5 protein-coding genes and 2 pseudogenes are annotated in these 7,261 nt (G+C 59.9%); 4 read left to right on the top strand and 3 right to left on the bottom strand.

What is annotated here, in order from left to right; genetic code table 11:
* Window positions 1–206: 206 nt before the first annotated feature.
* Window positions 207–1,685, bottom strand: a complete 1,479-nt coding sequence (pdxR, locus tag JQK88_RS28205; RefSeq protein WP_203280148.1) for a MocR-like pyridoxine biosynthesis transcription factor PdxR — start codon at window positions 1,683–1,685, stop codon at window positions 207–209.
* A 126-nt stretch (window positions 1,686–1,811) separates the two neighbouring features.
* On the opposite strand from pdxR, the gene JQK88_RS28200 reads away from it, so the two are divergent.
* The 3 genes and pseudogenes from JQK88_RS28200 to JQK88_RS28190 all read left to right on the top strand — a co-directional run bounded on the left by JQK88_RS28200 (window position 1,812) and on the right by JQK88_RS28190 (window position 4,688).
* Window positions 1,812–3,047, top strand: a complete 1,236-nt coding sequence (locus JQK88_RS28200) for a trans-sulfuration enzyme family protein (protein WP_203280143.1) — start codon at window positions 1,812–1,814, stop codon at window positions 3,045–3,047.
* 60 nt (window positions 3,048–3,107) lie between these two features.
* A pseudogene (locus JQK88_RS28195) lies at window positions 3,108–4,010 on the top strand (dihydrodipicolinate synthase family protein).
* A 33-nt stretch (window positions 4,011–4,043) separates the two neighbouring features.
* On the top strand, window positions 4,044–4,688 hold the full coding sequence (locus JQK88_RS28190; RefSeq protein WP_203280142.1) for an FMN-binding negative transcriptional regulator: 645 nt from the start codon (window positions 4,044–4,046) through the stop codon (window positions 4,686–4,688).
* 365 nt (window positions 4,689–5,053) lie between these two features.
* On the opposite strand, the gene JQK88_RS28185 is transcribed toward JQK88_RS28190, so the two are convergent.
* The gene (locus tag JQK88_RS28185; protein ID WP_203280141.1) at window positions 5,054–5,944 is read right to left on the bottom strand and encodes a LysR family transcriptional regulator; all 891 of its coding nucleotides are present in this window, start codon (window positions 5,942–5,944) and stop codon (window positions 5,054–5,056) included.
* 399 nt (window positions 5,945–6,343) lie between these two features.
* Between JQK88_RS28185 and JQK88_RS28180 the strand changes: the two genes are divergently transcribed.
* The gene (locus JQK88_RS28180) at window positions 6,344–6,775 is read left to right on the top strand and encodes a DoxX family protein (RefSeq protein WP_203280140.1); all 432 of its coding nucleotides are present in this window, start codon (window positions 6,344–6,346) and stop codon (window positions 6,773–6,775) included.
* 327 nt (window positions 6,776–7,102) lie between these two features.
* On the opposite strand, the pseudogene JQK88_RS37560 reads toward JQK88_RS28180, so the two are convergent.
* Window positions 7,103–7,258: pseudogene (locus tag JQK88_RS37560) on the bottom strand (integrase core domain-containing protein); the annotation flags it as partial.
* Window positions 7,259–7,261: the final 3 nt, after the last annotated feature.

Raw genomic sequence — 7,261 nt, 5'->3', positions numbered from 1 at the left:
AGCCTTAAAGTGAGAACCAGGACTTAGGATCTGCACGGGCTGTTATATCTCTGCCCCCGACCCTTCGGGGAGTCATGGCAACGGACCTAGTCCCGGGAGAACTCTGCCGGGGAACTGGTCTTATCAACAGTGCCAGTTTCTTGGTATTTTCCCAGTCCAGTACGCCTGAACATGTCTGGATGCTCATGGTCACAAGGCCGGCTTAGTCATCGCCTCGCGCCAAAGCCACTGTCGCGGCCATCGGTTTCGGCGAATTCTCCTTTCACCTGTTCGACAGCCTCCAGCAGAATTCGAACACCCTTCTCGATCTGCTGTATGCTCAAGGCGGAATAGCCCATGACTAGCCCGACCTGGTCAGCATGGCCTTCGTCCGTTTCCCGATCGTAGAGGGGGAAAATGGAGTGTATGCCCACACCTGAGCGGCGCGCCTTTTCAATCAGCGGTGCTTCCAGTGATCGCGACAGGTCCTTGAACCAGACGACAACGTGCAGCCCGGCATCGGCGCCCTCGATGGCGATCCGATCTCCGAATCGGTGTCGCAGGGCATTCAACAGGGTCTCTCGGCGCTCACCATTCAGACGGCGCACGCGGCGCACATGGCTTTCATAGGCGCCGCTCTCGATGAGCAAGGCCAAAGCCTCCTGCTCGGCCACCGGAGAGTGCCTGTCCAGGAGTTGTTTGGCCGCCGCGAAGACGTCCTGCAATTCAGGGGGGGCAACTAGATAGCCAATGCGCAGCATCGGCGACAGCGTCTTGGAGATCGTGCCTAGATAGATGACGGAACTGCGGTCCTCCAGCTTGTGCAGCGGGGGCACCGGATTGATGTCGTACCGGTACTCGCTGTCGTAATCATCCTCGATCACATAGGCGTCGTGGCGTCGCGCCCATTCCAGGAGCTGATGCCGGCGCGAGATCGGCATGACGCCGCCCAGCGGGAACTGGTGCGAGGGCGTAACATAGGCCAGCCGCGCCTCGACTCCTTTGAGTAACTCCGTCTTCATCCCATCCTCGTCGACAGCGACCGAGACAGGCGAGGCACCTGTGCTGGCAAAGACCTGGCGAGCCATCCTGTAGCACGGGTCTTCGATTACGAAGCGGTCGACTGGATCGAGCATCAGGCGCGCGCACAGATCGAGACCCTGCTGCGAGCCGCTGACGATGATGATCTGCTCGAGGTCGCAGCTCAACGTTCGGGCGCGCCAGAGATAGCTCTGCAGCGCCTGGCGCAGGCGACGCGACCCGCGAGGATCATCATAGGCCAGCCGCACGGGACGTTGCGCCATCGCCACGTTCATGGCGCGCTTCCAGATCAGCGCGGGGAAATCGGACGGCGCCAGATCACCGTAGCGGAAATCAATCTTCAGCGCGTTCGGCAAGTAATCCGGCCAGGGCGGACTGGCGCGCAGGCGCCCGCCGTAGGCGGACAGTCTAACCGGGCCGGCTCGTTTTAAGCGCGCGCTGCTCGGGCTGTGTTCGAGCAGCGATGATGCAACGCGGGGTCGCGCGCCTTGTCGAACTTCGATAAAGCCTTCCACAGCCAGCTGCTCGTACGCGACAGTGACCGTCGTTCGCGAAACGCCGAGCTCATTCGCCAAACTCCGGGAGGACGGCAAGTGACTGCCGGTTTCGTAAACACCGCCAAGAATCTGGTCTCGTAGCGCCATGTAAATCTGGCGTGCACCCATCGCGTGTACACGCCCCGCAAAGCCGGGATCTTGAGACTGGACCAATTCAATCGTCGCCAACTGGACATTTCATATAAACCAGTTTGAGCGCATTCTGCCGAAAATCCAAGTGGACACCACAGACTGATGACCCGCACGACCGATCAAAATAAAATGTATGCTCTGGAGCAGTCGCAGAGCGACGCTGATCTCGGCTTCGCCACCCGCGCAATCCATTTTGGCTACGATCCGGTCGGATTTTCGAACGCAGTCCAGCCTCCGGTCTTCCTGACGTCCACATACGGCTTCGAGAGCGTGGCGGCTAATGAGGCTGCAGCCGCGCTCGGCGGCAGGCTTTATGCTCGCGAATACAATCCGACGACGGAAATCCTTGAGAAACGGCTCGCCAATCTCGAGGGGGCCGAGGCGGGTCTGGTCGTCGCCTCGGGGATGGCGGCTTTCGGCACGCTGATCCTGTCGCTGTTGTCCCAGGGCGACGAACTCATCGTCCACAAGACCCTTTACGCGAACACTCTCGCCATGGTCGAACAGGCGGTCCCGCGTTTTGGGATCAAGGTCGTCGCGGTCGATCTGTCCGAGCCAAGCAATCTCGATGACGCGATCACTGACCGGACCCGGCTTGTTTTCTTCGAGACCCCGGTCAACCCGCTGAGCCGCATCCTCGACATCGCGGAAATCGCCGAACGCGCACACGCGCGCGGAGTAAAGGTGGCCGTGGACAGCACCTTCGCCTCGCCCGCGCTCCAGCGGCCGCTGGAACACGGGGCCGATATCGTCCTGCACTCGCTGACCAAATACATCAATGGCCATGGCGATGCCCTCGGCGGGGCAATCCTTGGTCACGCACAGACACTCAATACGCTGCACGAAACCGGCCTGCGCTACATCACCGGAGCGGCATTGTCACCGCTCTCGGCGTTCCTGATCCTGCGCGGGCTCAAGACGCTCGCGCTCCGCATGGAGCGGCACAGCGCGACGGCTCTTTCGACCGCGCAAGCGCTCGAGGCGCATCCTGCGGTGGCATGGGTGAGCTTCCCGTTCCTCGACTCGCATCCCGATCAGGCGATTGCCCGAAAGCAGATGTCCGAGGGATCAGGCATGTTGGCTTTCGGCCTCCACGCTGGATTCGAAGGGGCACGTCGGATGATGGATCGGCTTAATCTGATCACTCGAGCTGTCAGCCTCGGTGACGCTGACAGCCTGATCTACCATCCGGCCAGTTTGACACGTGCCCGTAAAAGCATCCGCAAGGATGCTCATCTTGCCAATGGCGTCGGAGAGGACCTCATGCGTCTCTCGGTCGGTCTGGAAGACGCCGGCGACTTGATCGCCGATCTGAGGCAGGCGCTGGACCTACTCTGATAAGCCGGTTCCCATCTCGCTTCCAACACTGGCGCCCATGCAGAAATCGGGAGCAACACGATGGCATTCCTGAGCGGGCTTTCCGCATTTCCCATCACGCCGAGTGACCGTGACGGCCTCGTCGATACCAAGGCCCTGCGCAAGCTGATTACACGGCTTTGCGCCGCAAAGGTCGATTCCATCGGCCTTCTCGGCAGCACCGGCACCTACATGTATCTGTCGCGCGAGGAACGCCGTCGGGCTCTCGCCGAAGCTTTGGACGAAGCAGGTGGGCAGACGCCGGTCGAGGTGGGCGTGGGCGCGCTGCGCACCGACGAGGCGGTAAGGCTTGCGCAGGACGCCAAGGCCCTCGGCGCTGCCGCGGGGTTGCTTCCGGCTGTCTCGTACACCCCGCTCACCGATGACGAGGTGTTCGAACATTTCTCGGTCGTCGCGCGCGAAGGTGGCCTTCCGATTGTCATCTACGACAATCCCGGAACGACGCATTTCCATTTCACTCCCGCACTTGTCAGCCGCCTAGCCAAGGTGCCGGGGATCGTCGCCATCAAAAATCCAACCGACAAGAGCGATGCGATCGAGAGCCATCTGGCTGGGCAGAGGAGCATCGTGCCGGAAGGCTTTTCGATCGGCTACAGCGGCGATTGGAATGCAACTTAGGCCATGATCGCCGGAGCCGACACCTGGTACAGCGTGCTGGCCGGCATCCTGCCCGAGGTCTGCATAAGGATTGTCAGGGCGTCGCAGGCGGGCGATCCCGCGGAGGCACGCCGTCTCAATTCCGAACTGACGCCAATCTGGGATCTCTTCAAGCAGTTCTCCAGCCTTCGCGTCGTCTATGCGCTCGCCGAATTGCTCGACATTTGCCGCGCCGAACCTCCGCGCCCGATCCTGCCGCTCTCCGCTGTAGCAAAGCGTCAGATCGTCGAGGCGCTGGAACGCCTGCCGGCGGGCATTGCTCGATGAACCCCGAAACCGACCCACAGTGAAGGAACCGTCATGTATGTACCTCCACATTTCGACGAACCCAGCCAAGAGGCTCTCCACGATCTGATCGAGACGAGCGCCCTCGGCGTATTGATCACCCATGGCAGGAGCGGGCTCGACGCCAATCACATTCCCTTCGAACTCAATCGGACGCAGGGAAGGTACGGTGCTCTGCAGTGCCACGTCGCCCGTAACAACCCGGTCTGGCAGGACGTGTCGGCGGGCGACGAGGTCCTCGTCGTGTTCCGCGCGGCCGACGCCTATATCTCGCCGCAATGGTATCCGAGCAAGCAGGAGTTCCACCGGCAGGTGCCGACCTGGAACTACCTCGTTGCACATGCATACGGACAGATCACAGTCCGTGACGACGAGAGCTATGTCCGTTACAATGTCGCCAGACTGACCCGCAGGCACGAGGCGGCCCAGCCTGTCCCGTGGAAGATGGGTGACGCGCCCAAGGACTTTATCGATGCAATGGTCAAGGCGATCGTGGGACTGGAGATCGAGATCACCCGACTAGTGGGCAAAGCCAAGCTCAGCCAAAACAAGGAAGCCCGCGATATTCGCAATGCTGGCGAAAAGCTGAACGCCCAAGGCGACCGGCGCGTCGGTCAGGCGATGCTTGCAGCAGCTGCCCGGAAGTCCGAACAGGGCTGAGGAAGTTGCCCAGTCGCATCGTGACGAATGTCGATGAAGCTTGCCTCGCTCGACGGCGAGGGCCAGTGATGTAAGCCGGGCAGCGCGGAGAGCAGGAACATCGGTACGGCGGGCACAACAACCCCAGAATGCAGAGCGGCACAGTCGATGGCGCGCGGCGGTGACACTGCCGGCCAGGGAACCGATAGCCGCTGCCGACAGCGCCAGTCATTGAGGCTCGTGCGATGGTGAGGACGTGACCATCTATTCGGTAGAAAGCCTGCTCGACATGCCCAGAGGAAGCCGTCTACGGTCCGTAGGCCCTTGCGGTCAAACGAGCATCAGAGAAAACCACCTTTTCGCGGACTGACCTCCAATTCGCGCAACTATCTATGGGAAACAAATTTCTCGATCAGCCATACTCCAGCAGGACCAAGTGCCTTTTCCTTCCTGTAGGCGATAACCAATGGAAAGCTTGGCATCAAATCAGAGCCCTCCCAGCTTTCTGGTCTCAGCTCGATCAAACGTCCGGCGGCAATATCCGCCTCGACCCGTGACCGTGGCATTGAACCCCAGCCAACGCCGGCGAGGACAAGGTCGTATTTCGTCTGAAGGTCGTTGACGCGCCACCGGTTGGCTGCATGCACGCCATAGTCTCGCCCACTGTCAACTTGGGGGGCTGGGCTAATAACCAATTGGGTGTAGTCCCGCAGGATCGTTGCGCTGAATGACCCGTCAATTTTGCCAAGCGGATGCGTTGGTGCCGCGACCGGGACCAGATCGATCCGCCCGCACACCCGCCGCTCGAATTCATCAGGTTGGCGCTCTGCAAGCAAACCCAGGTCAGCTATTCCATCGCGCAAGGCTTTGGCCGCTTCATCGAAGGTTTCGGTCAAGATGCGAATTTCGACGAAAGGGAAAGCCCGGGTGAATTCCCCAAGCACATGGCTCAGCAGGGTCGCTGGTGCGTAGGAGACAACCGCCAGGGTGAGTTGTGCCTCAAGCCCCTTTGAAATTCCCTCTGCCTGGTGCCGCCAATCTGCGACGTCGGCAAGGATGCGCCGCGCGCGCGGTACCAAGGCTTTGCCCGCCGCCGTGAGCACCGGGCGATATGCGGAGCGATCAAAAAGAGGGAACCCGCTCTGTTCCTCCAGTTTCTGAATGGTGTAGGTGATCGCTGATTGCGCCCGGTTCATGCGCCGAGCGGCTGCGGCAAAGCTGCCTTCTTGGACGACCGTAACGAATACCAGGAATTGGTCGAGGGTGAGTGCGTCCATAGCCATGCCCAAAGATCGGAACGTTTTTCAGAGACAAACCAAGATTCCAGGATCCAATATTCCAATGCCGAGTGCGGGTGGCTTCGAGCCTATCTGCCCCACAACTCTGCCAGTCGTCTTGCCTTTGCCGTTGATTGTTGGCCAGGCGCCTCACAAAGAACGGCGCCCGCAGTTCGTCGACACAAGGACGATTCTGCCCGGAATGCCATGAAAGGTGCCAGCTACTATATCAATTTGTTTGAATGACTATAGCGAATTTTCATCACTTTCTTTGGTGGTGTGGCGATCTAAAATCGCTCTAACAGGCAGGAAAAAAATGCGACCAGCCCGATGTATGTGCTGGCTCCCTGCTTGCCTCCCCCGAGAGGTGATACTTTTCAGCCTTATGGAGTTTATCAGATGTCAAATACCTTGAATTTTGCGCCTACACAGCCAGCAAGGATGCCGCTGAGAGCCGGGCTATGGGTCGCCCAATTGCTCGTTTTCACGTCCTTTACCCTATTTGGTGGCATGAAACTGTTCATGCCCGTCGATCAATTGGCGGCAATGTGGGTCTGGCCCGGCGCTGTGCCCCCATGGTTCCTGCGCCTTATGGGTCTCATCGACATTGCGGGTGGATTTGGCGTCCTTTTACCTGCACTGACTCGAATTCAGCCGCGCCTCACCGTTCTGGCTGCACTTGGTTGTGTGCTGCTGCAAATGGCTGCGATAATCTTTCATTCGTCTCGTGGTGAGGCCTCGGTCGTGCCGCTCAACATCATCCTGCTCGCCCTTTCAGCGTTCATCCTTTGGGGCCGCGGTAAGAAGGCGCCAATTCCGTCGCGCGGATGAGAGACGCGAGGGCTGAACCGCAAACAACCCAAGGAAACTGTCGACCGAGCCGTTTGCGGGGCAGGGGACTGCAATATACTCCTGGTACACGAGTGCGGACAGTAGGAGTCACGTGCCAGCCGCCAGTGATGTTGATCGTCTGCCGGTCATGTAGCCGTTCCTGGCGAGGTCGACCGCGAGGACGCGACCTCGTCAGGCTGGCCGAAACGACCGATGGGAATCAGGGTCGGCTTGATCACAGCCTGACCTCCCGAAACCCGAAGCATACATAAAAGGTGGGTCAGTTCTCGGTGAAAATCCCAGGTCACTTCTCAGCGAAATCAACACGCGCATCCGTCCATTTGAATGACCCGACATAGCCGTTCTGCATCGTCCTGCCCGTCGCGATGTAGTGCCGTTCCACCCGATGATCCTTCGCTAGCCGAGGATAGCGTTCGAGGTGAACTCGGCGCCGTGGTCGGAGAAGATCATGGCGGGTTTGCCGCA

It is taken from the genome of Mesorhizobium caraganae (genome assembly GCF_016836705.1).
GTDB classification, from domain to species: Bacteria; Pseudomonadota; Alphaproteobacteria; order Rhizobiales; family Rhizobiaceae; genus Mesorhizobium; species Mesorhizobium caraganae.
Note: the sequence above shows the minus strand (reverse complement) of the source record. Positions and strands in the feature narration are given on the sequence as shown.